This window comes from uncultured Maricaulis sp. (genome assembly GCF_947259345.1).
Taxonomy (GTDB): domain Bacteria; phylum Pseudomonadota; class Alphaproteobacteria; order Caulobacterales; family Maricaulaceae; genus Maricaulis.
On sequence record NZ_CAMYLS010000036.1, the window covers coordinates 1 to 18036 of the forward strand.

General features: G+C 65.6%; 13 protein-coding genes. All 13 read right to left on the bottom strand.

Annotated elements, in window-relative coordinates; translation table 11 throughout:
* Positions 1 to 205: 205 nt before the first annotated feature.
* Positions 206 to 3091 (bottom strand): bifunctional [glutamine synthetase] adenylyltransferase/[glutamine synthetase]-adenylyl-L-tyrosine phosphorylase, encoded by a 2886-nt coding sequence (locus Q0X62_RS15480; RefSeq protein WP_297737945.1) that lies wholly within the window; start codon positions 3089 to 3091, stop codon positions 206 to 208.
* A 66-nt stretch (positions 3092 to 3157) separates the two neighbouring features.
* Positions 3158 to 4600, bottom strand: coding sequence for a HAMP domain-containing sensor histidine kinase (locus tag Q0X62_RS15485; RefSeq protein WP_297737948.1), 1443 nt, complete (start codon positions 4598 to 4600; stop codon positions 3158 to 3160).
* A 6-nt stretch (positions 4601 to 4606) separates the two neighbouring features.
* Entirely contained in the window at positions 4607 to 5278 is a 672-nt protein-coding gene (locus tag Q0X62_RS15490) for a response regulator transcription factor (protein WP_075191003.1), read from the bottom strand.
* A gap of 18 nt (positions 5279 to 5296) precedes the next feature.
* Positions 5297 to 6811 (bottom strand): Do family serine endopeptidase, encoded by a 1515-nt coding sequence (locus Q0X62_RS15495; RefSeq protein ID WP_297737951.1) that lies wholly within the window; start codon positions 6809 to 6811, stop codon positions 5297 to 5299.
* 101 nt (positions 6812 to 6912) lie between these two features.
* A complete protein-coding gene (locus Q0X62_RS15500; RefSeq protein WP_297737954.1) occupies positions 6913 to 8142 on the bottom strand; it encodes a bifunctional alpha/beta hydrolase/OsmC family protein in 1230 nt (409 codons plus the stop codon).
* A gap of 75 nt (positions 8143 to 8217) precedes the next feature.
* A complete protein-coding gene (gene ccmE, locus Q0X62_RS15505) occupies positions 8218 to 8694 on the bottom strand; it encodes a cytochrome c maturation protein CcmE (protein ID WP_297737956.1) in 477 nt (158 codons plus the stop codon).
* The gene (locus Q0X62_RS15510; protein ID WP_297737958.1) at positions 8691 to 9347 is read right to left on the bottom strand and encodes a DUF938 domain-containing protein; all 657 of its coding nucleotides are present in this window, start codon (positions 9345 to 9347) and stop codon (positions 8691 to 8693) included. Before Q0X62_RS15510 ends, ccmE begins: the two co-directional genes overlap by 4 nt.
* A 57-nt stretch (positions 9348 to 9404) precedes the next feature.
* A complete protein-coding gene (locus tag Q0X62_RS15515) occupies positions 9405 to 10703 on the bottom strand; it encodes a hypothetical protein (RefSeq protein WP_297737961.1) in 1299 nt (432 codons plus the stop codon).
* A gap of 126 nt (positions 10704 to 10829) precedes the next feature.
* Positions 10830 to 12215, bottom strand: a complete 1386-nt coding sequence (locus tag Q0X62_RS15520) for a sensor histidine kinase (protein WP_297737964.1) — start codon at positions 12213 to 12215, stop codon at positions 10830 to 10832.
* The gene (locus Q0X62_RS15525) at positions 12212 to 12889 is read right to left on the bottom strand and encodes a response regulator transcription factor (protein WP_297737967.1); all 678 of its coding nucleotides are present in this window, start codon (positions 12887 to 12889) and stop codon (positions 12212 to 12214) included. The genes Q0X62_RS15520 and Q0X62_RS15525 overlap by 4 nt, the downstream gene beginning before the upstream one ends.
* A gap of 9 nt (positions 12890 to 12898) precedes the next feature.
* Positions 12899 to 13252: a PepSY domain-containing protein gene (locus Q0X62_RS15530; RefSeq protein ID WP_297737970.1), complete on the bottom strand. Its 354-nt coding sequence runs from the start codon at positions 13250 to 13252 to the stop codon at positions 12899 to 12901.
* Between the two features lie 64 nt (positions 13253 to 13316).
* Positions 13317 to 14237 (bottom strand): DnaJ C-terminal domain-containing protein, encoded by a 921-nt coding sequence (locus Q0X62_RS15535; RefSeq protein ID WP_297737973.1) that lies wholly within the window; start codon positions 14235 to 14237, stop codon positions 13317 to 13319.
* 84 nt (positions 14238 to 14321) lie between these two features.
* A partial coding sequence (locus tag Q0X62_RS15540; RefSeq protein ID WP_297737976.1) for a glycoside hydrolase/phage tail family protein occupies positions 14322 to 18036 on the bottom strand: 3715 nt, incomplete at its 5' end.

Sequence of the window (18036 nt, forward strand, 5' to 3'; positions counted from 1 at the left end):
CGCCACCACCGCCGGGCCCGCCATGGCGGTCAGCGCCGTGATGGCGGCCACCGGGGCCCTGGGCCTGGGCGACGGCGCCGGCCAGCATCAAACAGGTCGAACCCATCAATACAATCAATCGGGAAGTCTTCATGACATCATCCTTGTCGTTCAAAGCCTCGCTGTGAGTAGAACGACCGGGCGACCCCAATCCGTCGCGGCATACTTACATTTTTCCGATGCGACGCTCGAAGACCCGACGCACCTCGGCCATGCGGGTATCGAGTGCGGCTTCCAGCGCCTCGATCTTCCGACATCCACCCAGCTCGGCCAGGCGCGTGGCAAAGCCGGTACTGGCCTGGGCCGGGTCAAAACCGGAACCATGGGCGCAACGGATCATCTGCAACACGCCCAGTTCCAGTTGAAGCGTCTCGGTCAGCAGCTTGACCTCGCCCGCGGGCAGGATGCCTGCCGCGCCAAGCGCGGCCAGTGCTTCGCTGGTCGAGGCCCGCAACACATCCTGCTTGCCGGCATGAATGAGTTGCAGCGTCTGGGCGATAAACTCGATGTCCTGCAACCCGCCGGGCCGCGCCTTGAGGTCCCAGGCCGATTTCGGCGGCTTGGCTTCGGCCAGCTTGCGCCGCATCGCCAAGGCGTCATCCTTCACCCCCCTGGCATCGCGGGGTCGTTTCAGCGCGCGATCAAACGAGACCTCCACCCTGCGCGCGAGCGAGCCGTCGCCGGCAATGATCCGCGCCCGGGTCAGCGCCATCATCTCCCACGTCCAGGCTTCATGCGGATAATAACTGTCAAAGCGCGACAGCGAGACCGCGACCGGCCCGGCCTTGCCGGAGGGGCGCAATTGCATGTCGACCGAATAGAGTTCGCCCTCTTCGGTCGGCGCCGAAACGGCGCTGATCAGGCGCGTGGCGAAGCGGCCGAACCAGGATGCCGCCGTCTCGTCCCCCTCATAGATGATCATGATGTCGAGATCGCTGTCAGCGGCCAGCTCGCGGCCGCCCAGCTTGCCCATCCCCAGAATGACACCCTCGCCCGGCATGGCGCCAAAGCGCCGCTCGGTCTCATCCTGGGCGGAACGCGCCATCGCGGCCAGACTGGCATCGGCCATGGCCGAGAAAGCGGCGCCCGCAGTCTGGGCCGAAGCCGTGCCCTTGAGGATTTGCGTCCCGATGCGGAAGCGCTCCTCGCGGACCCGTCGACGCGCCGTGTTCAATTCCGACTCATAATCGCCGGCGCGGCTCAGCGCCTCACTGAGCATGGTCCGGAAACTGTCCGGCGCGTCCTGTTCCAGCGGTACCGAGAAGCGGTCATCCAGCATGGCATCGAGCAGGGCCGGTCGGCGGGCCAGGTCCGCCGCCAGACGCGGAGCCAGGGTGAGAATGCCGATCAGGTCGGTCGCCAGGCCCGGCTCATTGGACAAGAGCGAGAGCGGCTGCACGCCCATGGGCAGGTTTTCGAAGAATGCGGCAAAGCGGGTCATTGCCGCGTCGGGCTCTCCGGTCGCCGCCATGCGGTCGACCAGTTGCGGCGCGATACGGGCAAACAGGGTGCGGGCCCGGGTCGAGCGGACCGCCCGCACGCGTCCGGCAGCCCAGCCATTGAGCGTCGCCCAGACCGAGGCCGGCTGCGAAAAGCCCAGCGTCTCCAGCGTCGTGATGGTGTCCGGCGTCGGCTCCACCCCGGTGAGGATGAGTGAGCCAGCCTCCGATGCCAGCGCCTCATCATTTTCAAACTGATCGGAAAAATGCCCGTGCACGCGCTGAAGGCAGGCCTCCACGGCCGCTTCGAAATCGACGCACGCGGCAAAGCCGGACAGGGCAGCCAGGTCCGCCCGGGCGTCCGGGTCAATCGGCACGGTCTGGCTGGGTTCATCCTGGCGCATCTGGACGCGATGCTCCCAGCTGCGCAGGGCAAGATAGTCAGTTTTCAGAGCCTCTGCCGCATCGGCTTCAAGCGCGCCGACATCGCTCAACGCAACCAGAGCGGCCAGCGTCGCCGGAGTGCGCACGCGCTGATCCCGGCCGCCGAAAACGAGTTGCGGAATCTGGGCGCAGAACTCGATCTCGCGAATGCCGCCGCGGCCCAGTTTGAGATCATGACCGGCAGGCCGGATCTCGGCGCGGCGTCCCACGGTCTGGATTTGCCGGGCCAGGCCGCGGATATCATCGATCGCGGCATAGTCCAGCGAGCGCCGCCAGATGAAGGGCTGCATCTGCGCCAGAAAGTCCGCCGCCGCCACACGATCGCCGGCGCTGGCACGGGCCTTGATCCAGGCGGCGCGCTCCCAGGTCTGGCCGAGGCTTTCATAATAATGCAGCGCCGCATCGGTGGAGATGATGACCGGGGTCGCGCCGGGGTCGGGGCGCAGGCGCAGGTCGACGCGGAAGACATAGCCGTCCGCCGTGACATCCTGCAGCGACTTCACGACAGCCTGGATCAGGCGCGGCAAGCGCTTGCGCGGCTCCTCGCTCTCGGGCAGCGACAGAGCCTCGGCGTCATAGACCGCGACCAGATCAATGTCCGAGGAATAATTGAGATCACCCGTGCCCATCTTGCCCAGGGCGAGGATGATCACGCCTGGCAGGGGATTGTCCGGGTCCGTCACCGCATGCGCCCGGCCCTGCTCCGCCTGGAAGCGAACATGGGCGTGCAAGGCCGCCTGCAGGGCCGCATCCGCCAGCTCGGTCATGGCCCGCGTCACTGCGCGCACATCCCAGACTCCGGCCAGATCGGCCAGGGCGGTGACCAGATGGGCGTCGGATTTGGCCTGGCGGAGCGCGGTATCGAGCGCCGCGATATCGGGCGCCCCGGCCCCGGCGATGCGCAGATTGTCGATGGCCATGGCCATCAACCGATCCGGCGTCTCGCTGGCGCAGGCCATCAGCGTGTCCGGTCGGCGTTGGGCCAGTCGCGCGAGATAGGGCGCAGCGGTGAAGACCGTATCCAGAAAGCCGGCAACCGGCGCGATGGCCGCTTGCACGGTGTCCGGCAAGGCGGCCAGCACATGCCCCGCCTTGCCCGGCGCACGACCGGGCAGCGGCGCCAGGCCGGCGGGCAGTGTCGGAGTGAGCTCAGGAACCGTCTGCGTCATGGCGCGCAGGGTGGCGCGATCCGGGCCGGAGGTGAAGTCGCTGCAGCGCAAAAAAGCGCGCGGCGGCTAGGCCTTGTCAGATGGTGCCTTGGGGAAGCAGAGCGAGGCGCGCAGGCCGGCGCCATGTCCGTCCGCCACAACGCCCGGCCCCTCGCCCAGCTCGAAACGGCCATTATGGACATCGACGATCGCCTGCACGAGCGACAGGCCAAGCCCGGAGCCCGGCTTGGTGCGCGAATTGTCCAGCCGCACGAAGCGCTGGGTGACGCGCTCGCGATCCGTGTCCGGAATACCCGGACCGGTATCGGTGACGGAGAATTCGATCATCCCCTCGCCGGTCTCGCGCAGGCGCAACGTGACGGCACCGCCGGAGGGCGTGTATTTCACCGCATTGTCGAGGATGTTGGCGAGCGCCTGGGACAGAAGACCCCGATCCCCGAGCAGGGTCAGACCCGACTGGATCTCGCTGTTGAAGGACAGGCCGTCATCCTCGCAAACCGGCTCGTAAAGCTCGGCCAGGTCACCGGCGATGTCGGCCGGGTCGAGACGCTGGATCGTGGCCCGGCTCTCCCCTGCCTCGAGACGCGACAGGGACAGGATGGCGTTGAAGATGCCCAACAGCTCGTCAGTATCGGCGACGGCCCGCTCGAGCGCTTGCTCACGCGAGGCGCGGTCGCCATCCTCGCGCAGGGCTTCATCGAGCCGGTTGCGCATGCGTGTCAACGGGGTGCGCAGATCATGGGCAATACTGTCGCCGGTATGGCGCATGCGGTGCATCAGCGCCTCGACCCGGTCGAGCATGTTGTTGAAATTCTCGGACAACTCGTCCAGCTCGTCACCGGTGAAATTGCGCGGCGCCCGTGGTTGGAGATCACCTGCCTTCACGCGCCGGGCGACCGTATTGATGCGATCAAGGCGGCGCACGAAGCGGCGGCTGACGAAAATCCCCGCGGCTACACCCAGCGCAAGGGCCAGAGCCGAGGCGGCCAGGATGGTGTTGAGCATGCGCGAGACGAGCCGCGTCTCTTCATCGACATCCAGACCGACATAGAGCCGGTAGCCCGATGGCAGATCGATAATGCGACCGCGCGCCGTGCGGTCATCCTTGCCGTCATCGACCTCATTGCCACTCTCCCCGGCCGCCGGGCGGCGGTAAGTGAACTGGACGCGCCCCTCATCATCGGGCTGGACGTCCGGCAGATAGGTCAGATTGCCTGACAGGCTGCGCCCGGAGGGGTGGACCAGCAAATACAGATAATCGGCGCCGCCACCGACCGTGCGTTCAAGGATATAGCGATTGACGGTGCGGATGCCGCCGGCCTGGAAACTGGCATCCAGCTCGGCGACTTCCTCATTGATGGCCGCATCGGCCCGGCGCAACACCATGCCCGCCGAGGCGGCATAGACGAAGCCCAGCGTAACGAAACTCGCCAAGGCGAACAGGGCCGCCGACAGAAGTGTCTGCCGGAAGGCCGTTGTTCTGAGAAAGGCCGCCCCTCGCGCCTGCATGCCGGATCAGGCCTGCAGGCGGTAGCCGGCTCCGCGCACGGTGTGCAGAAGCGAGCGCGGGAAGGGTTTGTCGATCTTCGAGCGCAGACGCGAAATGTGCACATCAATGACATTGGTCTGGGGGTCGAAATGGTAGTCCCAGACCTTCTCCAGCAACATGGTGCGAGTCACAACCTGGCCGGAATGCTTCATGAGGAATTCCAGCAGGCGGAATTCGCGCGGCTGGAGGAGGATTTCCTCGCCCTCGCGCACCACGGTGCGGGCCAGAAGGTCCATTTCCAGATCGCCGACCACCAGCTTGGTGCGGACCGTGTCCGGGTCGCGGCGGCGGGCCAGGGCTTCGACACGGGCCAGCAATTCGGCAAAGGCATAGGGCTTGACCAGATAGTCATCGCCACCGGCCTTGAGCCCCTCGACACGGTCATCGACCTCGCCGAGGGCGGAGAGAATGAGGACCGGGGTGCGATCATCATCGGCCCGCAGGGCCTCGACCATGGACAGACCGTCCATGCGCGGCATCATCCGGTCAACGACGAGCACGTCGTATTCCGCGGCACGCGCCATTTCCAGGCCTTCCTCGCCGTCACCGGCATGGTCGGCCACATGGCCGCTTTCACGCAGGCCCTTGCGGATATAGCTCGCCGCTTCGCGGTCGTCTTCAACGATCAGAATGCGCACCCCGATCTCCTTTTTTCTCTAGTCGGCATCGCCGAGTTGCAGAGCGACATAGCGTTGACCGCCACGTCCCTCGACCAGCAGCAGGATGGCGCTGCGACCGTCTTCGCGGGCTTCATCCGCGATGGTGCGGAGCGTGTCCGCATCGGCGACCGGATTGCCGCCGGCCTCCAGAATGATGTCACCGGTGATGATCCCCTTGCGGTCTGCTTCACTGCCGGACTCGACCTCGTCCACCACAACCCCATCGATATCGGGGGCAATGCCGCGCACTTCGCGGTCTTCCTCGCCAAGCGGTTCCACGGACATGCCGAAGACGGCTGTTCGCGGCACGACCTGGTTGGCAGTGCTCATGCTGGCCAGTTCCTGCTCACCCGGCCGATCACCCAGGGTGACGCGGATCGTGCGCTCGCGACCATCGCGCAGAATACGGAAGCGAACCTCCTCACCGGACTGGATATTGCCAACGCGGCGCGTCAGATCGCGTGAACCGTCCACGGCCTCGCCATTGATCTCCAGCACCACATCCTCGCGCTCGAATCCACCGCGGGCAGCCGGGCCACCCTCAACGATCGAGCTGACAATGGCGCCAGTCGTGTCGTCCAGGTCCAGTGCTTCGGCAATGTCATCGGTGATGTTCTGGATCGACACGCCAAGCCACCCGCGGGCCACCCGGCCATCATCCAGCAGATCATCAACGATTCGGGCCGCGACATCGGAGGGAATGGCAAAGCCGATCCCGACATTGCCGCCGGTCGGCGAGAAGATCTGTGAATTGACGCCGATCACATTGCCGTTGAGGTCAAAGGTCGGGCCACCGGAATTGCCGCGATTGATCGGAGCATCGACCTGGATGAAGTCGTTATAGGTCGAATTGCCGATCGGGCGACCGATAGCGGAAATGATGCCGGCCGTGGCGGTGCCGCCCAGACCGAAGGGATTGCCCACGGCCACGACCCAGTCACCGACCCGGTATTGCGGGTCCACTTCAAAACTGACGAAGGGGAAGTCCACGTCCGCATCGACCTTCAGCAGCGCCAGATCAGTCTGCGGATCCGTACCGATCACACGCGCGGAGTATTCCTCGCCATCGGACGTCCCGATGGTGATTTCATCCGCTTCGGCGACGACATGGTTATTGGTGACGATATAGCCTTCCGCCGAGATGAAGAATCCCGAACCGAGCGATTGGCGGGGCTGCGGCGTCGGCCGCTGGCCGCCAAACTGGCGCTCCAGCCATTCGCGCATTTGCGGCGGCAAATTGTCCATGTCCGGACCACCGGGGCCACCGAGCGACAATTCCTGCGGCGCGCCGCTGACCTGCACGGTCACGACGGACGGGCTGACACTTTCAATGAGGTCAGCAAAGGACATCGGTGCGCCGGCCGGAACGGCGGCAGCAAACCGGGGCTCGTCTGACGACTGGAAGGCATGGGCTTCGCCCGAAGAGCGATCCAGAAGACTTCCTGCGGCCAGTGCGGAGAGCACCAGGAGCGAAACACCGCCAAGGCGGCGTATGCGATCAACCGAAATCATGAGTATCGACGACCTTTCCATTGCGATTAGGGGTTCAACATCACGCGGCGGGATTAAACGCTGCGTGTCTCAAAGATTACAATAACATTACAAACGGTAATTTACCCGTCATCTTCCAGTCGGGTCCGCACGACAACCGGACTGTGCAAGGTGCGATGAACGGGACACTTGTCCGCGATCTCCATCAGGCGCTTGCGCTGGTCGGCATCGAGATCACCTTCCAGCGTGATGCTGCGCTCGAAAATATCGACGTGTTTTTCCTGACCATCGACGCAATCGGCACAATCCTCGGCATGCCCCTTGTGATGGCCGGTGACGACGGTGACGCGGTCAAGCGGCAGGCCCTTGCGTTCGGCATACATGCGCAGCGTCATCGCCGTACAGGCGCCCAGCGCCGCATTGAGATAGCCATAGGGTGACGGACCGGCATCGCCGCCACCCACCGAGGCGGGTTCATCGGCGAGCATCACATGATCCCCGTCGACGACATGATTCTCATACCGCCCGCGCCCGGTCTCCCGCACCACCACCGCACCGGACGCACCCGGTCTGGGCGCTTGCGGTTCCGGCGCTAGCACATAGCGCGCCGCCCAGCTGGCGATCACATCGGCCGCATAGAGGGCATCGCGTTCCGACCGCAGCAAATGATCGGCATCATCGAGGCTGACAAAGCTCTTGGGATGTTTCGCCGCCAGGAAGAGGCGGGAGGCATTTTCGACTCCCACGATCTGGTCGGTCGGAGAATGCAGGATGAGCAGCGGCCGGTGCAAGGCGGCTGCGGCATCCTCGAGCGTGCGGCCCGCAATGTCGTCGAGGAATTGCTTCTTGATGGTGAAGGGGCGCCCGGACAGGTCGACCTCGGCCCGGCCTTCGCGCGCGATCTCATCCACCTTGTCGGCGAACTGATGGACCACATGTTCGGCATCAGCCGGCGCACCGATCGTGGCCACGGCGCGCACGCTGTCCAGCTTGCCCGCGGCCGCGATGACGGCGGCACCACCAAGCGAATGTCCGACCAGCAATTCCGGCGCGCAATGCGCCTCGGCCATATAGTTCGCGGCCGCGATCAGGTCCTGGATGTTGGAGGAAAAATTGGTATTGGCAAAATCACCGTCGGACTGTCCCAGCCCTGTGAAGTCGAACCGCAAGACCGCGATACCCGCATCGGTCAGCCGCCGGGCGATCCGACTGGCGGCCAGGATATCCTTGGTGCAGGAGAAGCAATGCGCGAACAGGGCGTGCGCGCGCGGGCGCCCATTGGGCAATTCCAGCCGCGCGGCGAGGGTCTCCCCGAGCGCACCGGTAAATTCAACACGTGTGGATCGGGCCATATCCAGCCTCCCTTGCTGCGTCACACTTGGGGTGTTTGGCAGGGTCGGGCAAGGCACGGGAAAGTCACAGGGGCGTCAGCGGCTCTCCGGAGCCGCTGCCGGCGCCGGCGCGTCTCCCTCGCCCTGCCAGACACCGGCCTCGCGCAAGGCTTCCGCGACTTCCGGCGGCATATAGGTCTCGTCATGCTTGGCCAGGACATTGCTGGCTTCCAGCACGCCATCAACGCCGAACCGGCCTTCAACCACCACGCCCTGCCCTTCGCGGAACAGATCCGGCAACAGGCCGGCGAAGACGACATCGACGGTCTCGACCCGATCCGTGATGACAAAGCGGGTGGCACCGTTTGCGGTCTCGCCGACCGAGTCCTCCAGGACCAGACCGCCCACGCGGATACGGTCTTCCGTGCCCGGATGTTCGGCGGCCACTTCACTGGGCGAATAGAAGAAGACCACGGCACTGCGCATGGCCATCAGGCCCAGCGCCACGGCAGCAATCAGGACGACGGCCGAGGCGGAGATGGTGGCAAGGCGGCGATTGCGATGGCGCATCATCTCGTCTCCGACGGTGAAAAGACCAGAACCCGATTATTGGCCGGCATGTCGACGCGCTCGTCCAGCGCGAAACCCGCGGCTCCGAACAGGGCGATCACGCTGTCCAGGTCGCGCACGCCCCAGGCCGGATTGCGTGATTTGAGTGACGCGTCGAATTCCAGATTGGACGGCGCCGTGGCAGCGCCCTCCTTGTAGGGACCATAGAGCACGACCCGGCCGCCCGGCTGCAGGCGCTTTGCCGCAAGTTTGGCCAGGTTTTCCGCGACCGCCCAGGGAGCAATGTGGATGACATTCATGCAGACAAGCGCGTCAAACGGCGCCACGGCGTCGGCCGCATCACCGGCCAGCAAGTCCAGATCCTGCGGCGGGGCCATGGCGGCGCCGACGTCGCGGGCCCAGGCCGCCTGGCTGGCCCGCGATACCGGATCGGGATCGGAGGGCTGCCAGCTTATGTCGGGACGGGCCTGACAGACCGCGACCGCATGCTCGCCCGTGCCCGACCCGATCTCCAGCACACGTGCATTGGCGGGCAGGACTCGACCCAGCACGTCCGCGATCGCGCCACGATTGCGCGAGGCGCTGGGTGAGTAGAGCCGCCCCTCCTCGCGTGTGCGGTCTTCCATCGCGACCGGAGCTTCAAGTGTCTTGTTCATGGGCTTGAGTTAGGCCGCGACGGCTTCCAGTGCAAGCGGCGGGCGGCGGGCGGGACGCTATGCCGCGGCGGCCGCGGCAACACCGCGTCGACGCAACAAGCTGGCCGGTTCGCTCAGCCCCGCAGTGTCCATGAGACGCGCCGTGATTTCCAGGCCGTCCTGGGCCGTCGTCCGGTTCTGGCCCTCGCTGGAGGCGACAAGATCGACCAGCAATTCGCCCGCCTCCTGCATGCGCTTCTCGGCAAGATCGGCGTAACGCTTCTGGGTCGAAGCAATGGCGGCCGCTGTGGCATGCTCCCGACACCGACCGAGGAAGTAGAGCAGGCCTTCAGCCTTGTCGATTGCCGCTTCAGGCGGAATCTGGGCCGGAATGACCCGGCCGCTGCGCCCGCGTCGCGGCTCCGGCAGGCCGGCATCAAGCGCCAACGGGACCTTGGCGAGGATTTTTTCGACATTGGTCGAAGCTTCCGCGCGCAGACCGAAAAGCGACCGCCCCCAGCGGCCATCCTTGCGGATGCCGAACTCCTGGGTCATGCCAGTGGAAAAAGCGACAAACCGGTCGAAGAGGAGATAGCTGGCTTTTGCCTCTTCCAATGTCTGAGGCGGTTGTTTGAGACGCGACGCAAAGAAGCCGGTATCACCCAGCACCGCATCGCCGACAGCGGCGAGCTCGGTTTTCTGAACCATGAGATCATCATCCCGGCGCCCGATCCGCTTGACCACGCGAAAGATTTGCCAGGGGTGCTCCAGGCGCCCCATGGTGAGGAGCAGGACCCAGAGCGCCGCTTCAGCGTTGGAATCAACCATTTCCTCATGCAGCTTCATGACTTTCAGCGAAAGGTCATCATCAAAATCTTCGATCCGCTCCGGCAGCTCGGACATCGCGCTGCCAATCGTCTCGCAATTCTGGAGCAGCACGATGGCATCAGCCAGCATCGCCCGACCATCGGGACCAAATCGCTTGAGCAAAGCGGTCATGTCTTTGGGAACCCGATCGGCCTTGCGCACGGCATCAGCCAGGGCGTCGCCGGCCTGGCGGCGGAAGTCGAGCCAGATCGGATCCGTTTCAGGCTGTTTGCACTTCTTCGCCGTTTCCACCAATTCACTGGCGATATGCCGTCCCATCCAGCCCCAGATCTTGGACAGGTCTTCGGTCGAGAAGCGGAATTGTGAGGGCGGAACAAGATCGCTGTCGCCGACCAACGGGCGCAGCGGTGACAGGATATAGGCCTTGGCCAGGTCACCCGCCGGCTTGCGGATCGACAATTCAAGCTCGGCAAAAATTCCATTCAAGGTCGCCGATGCCGGATCATCCTCGGACGCCGCCTTGGTCGCCGCTTGCAGGTTCGCACGCATGCTTTCGGGCATGCTGCGCCACAGCGCCTCAAGCTTTGCTCTCTGGGAAGGCGATAAATTTGCCATAGCCTAGGATACACAGTCTTTTGCTGAGTCTAAACTTCCATGACTTTGGTTAATGAGCGTTTATCGCCCAGTGGCGGGAAGTCCTATGCGCGCGGCCAGACCCCCGAGTTCTGATCGAGACAAGCTGAGTTCTCCGCCATAGGCCTTCGCCAGGTCCGCAACGATGGCAAGGCCCAGCCCTGATCCGGGTGCCTGCTCGTCCAGTCGTACGCCGCGCTGGAGCGCCGCCTCGCACTCATCCGGGTTGAGCCCGGGGCCGTCATCCTCAATCGTCACAGCGAGGTCTCGCGGCGCCGTCCGTTCGGCGTGCACATGCACCAGTCCGCCCGACCATTTGCAGGCATTGTCCATAAGATTGCCGACCATTTCCTCGAGATCCTGGCGCTCGCCCTTGAAGTGGAGTCCCTCTTCAATCTCGGTCGTGATGCGGATGCCGCGGGCCTTGTTGATCTTCTCCAGCGTACGCGCCAGATCGCCCAGTGTCGGAGCGAGCTCGGTTCGGGCGCCCACCGCCTTGGCGTGCGCCGCGGCGCGAGCCCGGCGTAAATGGTGTTCGACCTGGTCGGTCATGACACCTGTCTGACGCTCCACCAAATCGGCCAACGGGCCGTCAGACGTCCGCGCTTCATTGGTCAGGACCGCAATCGGTGTTTTCAGGGCATGGGCGAGATTGCCGACATGGGTGCGCGATCGCTCGACCAATTCGCGCGAATGATCGAGCATGGCATTGAGCTCGTCGGCCAGCGGCTGCAGCTCGACGGGGAAGTCGCCATCCACCCGTTCCTGATTGCCTTCACGGACCTCTGCCACACTCGTTCGCATGCGCAGGACCGGCGCCAGGCCGATGCGGACCTGGAAGAAGACACCGGCGGCGATCGCTGTGGCAAAACCGAGAAACATGATGGCGGAGGTGATGGCGAAATTACGCACATCGCGATCCGCCGCGGCACGATCTTCGGCCGCCATCATGATCACCATGTCCGGTCGGGCCGGCAATTGCACGGCCTGGGCGGTCAGGCGCAATCCCTCGCCGCTTGGCCCCTTGGTATCGAAGGAGATGACCTGACCGGGCGTGGCCAGCACGGACGCCAGCAAGGCATCAGGCGGCGAAAGCACTTCGTCCCAGAGTGACCGGGATACGACCAGAGCCTCATGGCCGCCGCCTTCCAGTTGCGGCGCATCGGCGATCTGCCAGTAGCGGCCGGAGAAAACGCGATCAAAGGCCGGATCAGAGGGGCGCCGGGCCAGAACGATACCGCCGCCGGGATCGGTTTCTGCCGCGGCCACGAGCGACTCGACCACGCTCGACAGGCGGTCATCCATTGTACGCAGGACGGAGCGTTGGTAGAGCGTGGTGAGCGCCACGGCGCCCAGAAGCAGAAGGGCCAGCGCCCAGGCCGCGGCGCCGGCAAACAGTCTGAAAGCCAGGGAGGCGCGACGCTTCACGAAACCGGACGCGCCACCGGATCCACCAGGCGATAGCCCAGCCCGCGCACGGTCTCGATCCGGTCCGTGCCGATCTTCTTGCGCAGGCGGCCGACAAAGACCTCGATAGTATTGCTGTCGCGGTCGAAATCCTGGTCATAGATGTGCTCGACCAGCTCGGTCCGCGAAATCACGCGGTCCTGGTGGTGGGCGAGATAGGACAGCATGCGGAATTCATGCGAGGTCACCTTCACCGGTGCGCCGTCGATGAAGACGCGGGCGCCGCGTGTATCGATGGACAGGCCGCCGCACTCGATCGTGGAGGTGGTGTGACCGGCGGCGCGTCGCGTCAGGGCGCGCATGCGGGCCAGCAATTCCTCGGTATGGAAAGGCTTGGTCAGATAATCGTCGGCGCCGGCATCAAAGCCCGCCACCTTTTCCGACCAGCGGTCGCGCGCGGTCAGGATCAGGACCGGAAAGCCCCGTCCGGCCTCACGCCAGCGCTCGAGGACGGTCACACCGTCCATCTTGGGCAGGCCGAGGTCGAGAACAACGACATCATAGGGTTCCGTATCGCCCATGAAATGCCCGTCTTCGCCATCGAGGGCAGAGTCCACGGCATAGCCGGCATCTTCCAGGGCCCGGCTGAGCTGGCGGTTCAGGTCCGGATCGTCTTCAACAACAAGCGCGCGCATTCACTCCCCCTATCGTTCAAAGAGTATCTGCCCGGTACGGGCATCGGCAACCACATCAACGCGGCGGCCATCACGGGTGAGAATCTTGATCACATAGCGTGGGGCATTGCCGCCCTCGAGCTCGGCATCGAGCACATCGGCGCCGGGATAGCGGCGACGCACTTCCGAAATCACGCGCAGCGCCGGCACCACGTCGCCCTGACGCCGCGCATTGCGGGCTTCGGGGGCGGAATAGCGGTCCTGCAGGCTGGCATAGCCGGCCGGCTGGACCGCAGTCCGGGTCGACGCGTCGGGGCCGCTGGCATTGGCGGGGGCCGCAATGACGCTCAGCGCGCCGGCAAGGATGATCAAATGTCTCAACATGACACTCACACTGGCGGGCTCCCCCTGAACCCGTGCTGAACAACTTACTACCAAAACATCACCGTCACGAGCGCAGTCCCTTGCGCGGGTCATAGCCCTCCGGCGGCGACCATTTTTCCAGAAAGGCCTTGAGGGCCTCATCGCTGGACGGCAAGGCAACCATCAAACGGATCAGTTGATCGCCCCGCTTGCCCTTCTGCCCCGCAAATCCCTTGCCACGCAGGCGCAGGAGCGTGCCGGTGGAGGAACCGGGCGGAACGCGGACATCGACCGGGCCGTCAATCGTCGGGGCGCGCACCTTGGCACCCAGCGCCGCTTCCTTGACGCTGATCGGCAATTCCAGACGCACATCATCGCCGGCGCGGGAGAAGTATTTGTGTTCGGCGACCTTGATCTCGATCAGGGCATCCCCCGGCTTGCCGCCCATGGGCGAAGGCTCGCCCTGGCCGCGCAAGCGCAGGACCTGGCCATCACTCGCGCCCGACGGCACGGCAACATCCACGGTGCGACCACCCGGCAGGGTGACGCGATGCTTGCCGCCCTGGGCGGCCTGCATGAAGTCCACAGTGACGCTCTGGCGAATATCCGCCCCCTTGCGCGGCGCCTGCTGATGGCGTCCACCTCCCTGGCCACCCATATCGGTGAAAAGGTCGGAGAAGATATCCTCGAACCCGCCGCGACCGGCATTGCGTGACTGACGGAAATTGAACGGCTTGCCGCCGCCCATGCCTGCGCCGCCCATGCCACCCATTCCGCCCATGCCGGGATGAAAACCGGCGCGGGCCGCCGCATCATATTCGGCGCGCTTGTCCGGGTCGGAAAGGAGTTTGAAGGCTTGCGAGACGTGCTTGAAACGTTCCTCGGCGGCCGCATTGCCCGGATTGGAATCCGGGTGCAGCTCCTTGGCCAGCTTGCGATAGGCCTTGCGGATCTCGTCCGCCGTCGCGGTCTTGGAAACACCAAGTGTCTTGTAGGGATCGTCCATGCCCGTCATGCCTTGCCAGACCCGTCGTGGAAATCGCGGTCAGGCATCATGTAAGCGGCTTTGGGAGGGATATCAAAGCACAGCTCACAGGTTGAGCTCAGCACTGGCCGCACGCCCGGCACCGACCCGCGCCGATATCTGAGCGACCCGAGCCTCAAGATGGGCCGGCAAGGTGCCGAACAGGGCCGTCAGTGCGTCATCGGTCAGGCTCAGGGCCGAGCTTTCCGCCGCGAGCGCGGGCGCAGCGACACCATCACCAGTCAGCACCACCTGCCAGGCCTCTTCCGCTTCGCCGAGCGGGACTTCCGAGGCGGACCAGTCATCCCCGCCCGTGCGGGTCTGGCGAATCCAGTCCAGCACAATGCCGCTCGCCGTCCGTCTGAGACGCAGGTGGGCGGGTGGCAGGGGGGCAATGTCCGCCGTCGGCGGCGGACAGGTGCGGAGTGTCGCCGCCGACTCCATCGGACCCAGCCCGGCCTCGACCGCCCGCAGCGCCAGCTCGACACCGCGCTCGTGCGGCCCCAGCACCAGCGGCTGGCAGGCCGCATCCAGCACGACGATCCGCGACCCCGCCGGGGCTGCCGCGCAATATCCGGCGCCGAGCCCGCGCAGCAGGCCTGTCAGACGATAGCGCCCCGGGGCTTCCAGTTCAGCATCGGTGAAGGCAATCACCTCCCACTCACCCGGCGCGCGCTCGACCGCAACCCGGTTCGCCGCGGCGAGGACGCTGTCCGGTGCATGGCTTTCCAGATGACCGTCATCCAGGGTCACCACCAAAGCATTGGCCCGGTCCCAATACCCGATCGGACCCGCGCCGAGTGCCGCGTCCAGCACGCCGAGGCGCGCCGGTCGGGTCAGGCTCGCGCGGCGCTCACCCCCGAGCCAGACATCCACTGCGCCCGGCCAGGGCCGCGACCAGGTGGCCAGGAGCGGCCCCTCACGCGCCTCGCCGGATTGCAGGGGTATATCGAGCATCTCCAGCGCCGGACGGACCGGTCCCGGGGTCAGGAGCTGATCACTGCCTGCCTCCCCGGCCGCCAGCGTCGCCGCGCGCCCGGCCGGACGCGCCAGCTCTGCCGTGCGGATTGTGTCACCCTCCAGCGCCATGATCTGCCAGTCGCCATCCTCACGGGTCAGGACATCACCCGGCTCGACCGACAGGAGCGAGGGCGGCAGGGTCAGGGACAGGCGATCGGCCTGGGTGTGAGCCGCGCCCAGCGCATCGACACACCAGCGCCGCGCGGTCTCGGTATCGGCGGTGACCGGTACACTCAGCCAGCGACTTTCCACAGTCCCGAAATGCTCACGCGCGGCGGCGTGGCCGGTGCGGTAGCCGGCCTGGTCATCATGAAATTGCAGACGCACATCGCGCAGCACATCCATCGGCGCGGGATAGTGCCGGGTCACGCTGTTAGCACCGCGATCGACGCTCTCGGCCAGCACGAGCGAGGCCGGGGCCACATCCGCGGAGACAAAGCGCACCGCGAAAGCTGTTTCGTGGACACCCAGCCCCAGAAGACCGACCAAGGGCGAGAGCGCATCCCGTGCCGGCATGGGGCGGTCGACGAGATAGCCGGCGACGAGATCCTGTACGCCGCTCGTGTCGCAAGCGTCGAGCCCGGCCGCATCGGCCAGCTCGTCGATGATCCGGCCGACCGGAACCAGACCGGCACGCCCGTTGAGCCAATGCCCCAAGCGCCAGTTTTCACCATCCGACCAAATCTCCGTGCGGGCGGGAAAGTCCGGCCAGGGCCTTCCATCCCACGCCCATATTGCCGTCCAGTCCGGCTCGATCATCGGACCGCCATAGAGCGGAGAGAGCGGATTGGCAGCAGGGTCATCGAAATGCGCCAGCAAGGCTTCCAGATAGCGGCGCTGGATCAGGTCGTCGCGCGTGCCCGTCGAGAACCAGGGCGCCGCGCTCTCCGAGCTTTTCGGATCGATGAAGACATTGGGCTGGTTGGCACCCTTGTCGACGGCGGGGCATCCCACCTCGGTGAGCCAGACCGGTTTCGACATCGGCACCCAGTCGGTCGGTGTCGTGGAGCGAACACCCTCGGGCCGGTCATGATGCGGTTTCGACCACCAGCCGATGAGGTCCTTGTAGCGCCAGACCCAGGTCTCGCCATGGGTCGCGTCCGTGATCGATGTGCGCAGCTGGGCGTCGCGATCGGCGGCGCCGGCATAATACCAGTCATACCCTTCCCCGCCGGCGACCTGGCTGGCGAGGTAGGCGGGGTCATGCGGGCGATCGGCGAGGCCGGAATCAAGATGGTCCGCGTCCGAACGCCAGTCCGCCAGCGGGATGTAGAAGTCGATCGCGACGGCGTCGATCTCGGGCCGCGACCAAAGCGGATCGAGGTGGAAATGCTTGGCCCCGCCGCCCGGCTGATGGCCGTGATACTCGCTCCAGTCAGCGGCATAGGAAAGCCGGGTCGAGGGGCCGATGAGACTGCGCGCCTCGACCGCGAGATCGCACAGTGCCGCGACCGCCGGATAGGCTTCGTCCAGGCCCGCTGTGGTCAGCGCGACCATTTCCGATCCGATGAGAAATCCGTCCACGCCGCCCGCCGCCTTGGCCAGTGCCGCGCAGTGCAGGATGAAGCGGCGATAGCGCCATTCGGTCGGACCGGCATAGCTCACCACCCCATCCGAGACGGTGAAATCTGTCGCCTGCGCACTGCCCATGAAGGCGGCGACTTGCGGTGCGACACTGCCGGCGGCGGGCCGGATACGCCCGCGCCAGGGATAGGCCGGTTGGCCAAGATTGCCATCGGGGTCCGGCAAGGTGTTGTCGTCGGGAATATCCATCAGGATGAAGGGGTAGAGCGTGACCCGATAGCCGCGCGCCTTGAGCTGACCGATCAGGGCAATCACACCGGCATCATCCGGCGTGCCGCCATAGACGGGTCGCCCGTCCTTGCGGCCGATCAGCCAGGCCCCGCTGCGGTCAATACCGGCGACCGACCAATTCACCGGGCGGGTCTGGGTGGCATCATCCTCGACACCGGGCCGCAACTCGCACGCACCGCAGCGCAGATCAGTGCCGAACCAGGCCAGCACGATCTGGACAGAGCGGCATTCCGGCAGGTCACGCTCCAGGTCATCGAGCGCCACCATGATATCGGTCGGGCCGCGGGCATTATTGCGATTGAGCGGGGTTTCCGCGCCGGGCCCGTCCAGACGCATGACCGGATCGGGCGAGAGCGCGAACTCACCGCAGCCGGGGATAAGATTGACGCCGCGCACCTGGCGCTCCAGCCCGCCCTCCCCAACGCCGCGAAACACCTCGACCGAGAGATTGGGAATGCGGTGCCCGAACGCATCCAGCGCCAGATCCTCGAAGACGAGATAGGCGGTACCGCGAAAGCCCGGCGTGTCGGGGCCCTCAATGGCGCTGATCAGGGGATCGGGCATCTGGTCCTCGCGCCCGACATGCCAGCGCACGGCATGACGCGAGCGGTCGAGCAAGGCGCCATTGGCCCAGATACGGCCAATCCCGGCGATCTCGCCCTCGCACAGACCGACCGCGAAGGAGAGTGAATAGGTATAGCCGGTCTGTTTCGGTCCACCCTTGCCGCCGCCCGAGGTCTCGGAATGTTCGGCAAAGCGGGCTGCCCAGATCACCTGACCGGCAATCCGGGCCCGCCCCCAGAGGCGGGGCATGGCGGCACCATCGGTCGAGGTCTGGAGCGGCAATTCGGTGAGCCGGGGCCCTTCGCGGGCGGGGCTCAGCGCGTTCATCACCAGGCCGGCGGCGGCCTGGCCGAGCGCCGGCAGGGCAGCACGCGCCGCCCCC